Source organism: Aerococcus sp. L_32, assembly GCF_050689315.1.
Genome location: NZ_JBOEQF010000984.1, coordinates 1 through 690 on the forward strand (window position 1 = coordinate 1; position 690 = coordinate 690).

At 42.3% G+C, this 690-nt stretch carries 1 protein-coding gene; it reads left to right on the forward strand.

Features of this window, described 5'->3' with window-relative positions; all coding sequences use genetic code 11:
- Positions 1-445 (forward strand): phosphoribosylglycinamide synthetase C domain-containing protein (locus ACRCJ0_RS17745; RefSeq protein WP_431391469.1); only part of this gene is annotated, 445 nt, incomplete at its 5' end.
- Positions 446-690 lie beyond the last annotated feature (245 nt).

Here is a 690-nt window from a genome sequence, read left to right on the forward strand (position 1 = left end):
GTTTATTGGCTTTATGATTCAAGATGGCCAAGCGAAAGTCTTGGAATTTAATGTCCGCTTTGGGGATCCTGAGACGGAAGTCCTTCTACCAAGACTGGAAAGTGACTTGCTGACAGTTTTTGAAAAAACCCTAGCTGGCACTTTAAAACCCACAGATTTAATTTGGTCAAAGCAAGCAGCAGTCGGCGTGGTCTTATATTCAAAAGGCTATCCTGGTGCTTACGACAACCATGTTGCGATTGAATCCTTACCTGAAAACGCCTTGATTTTCCATAACGGGACGACAACTGATGAAGCAGGGCAATTGATTACAAACGGTGGCCGTGTCCTAACGCCAGTTGCCTTAGCAGACGACATTCAAAGCGCCCGCCAGGCAGCCTATAAGCATGTGGGCCAGATTCGCGGCGCATCACTGACTTACCGGACCGATATTGCCAAGTTATAAATGTAAATTCTTTTTCCAAAGCTAGTATGCGACAGCTATTCCAATGGGGTAGCTCAGTATACTAGCTTTTTTATTGGCAAAATGGCTAAGTTATGGGGAAAACGCTATCAGAAAATAAAAAACGTTTTCATGGAAAAATCCATATTTTTCTGGACCTGATCCGTTGACATTGGTGAATTTCTAAGTAAAATAGTTAGTATGCGAACTATAAGGTTCGGGTGCGAACTAATTAAAAATAGACATGT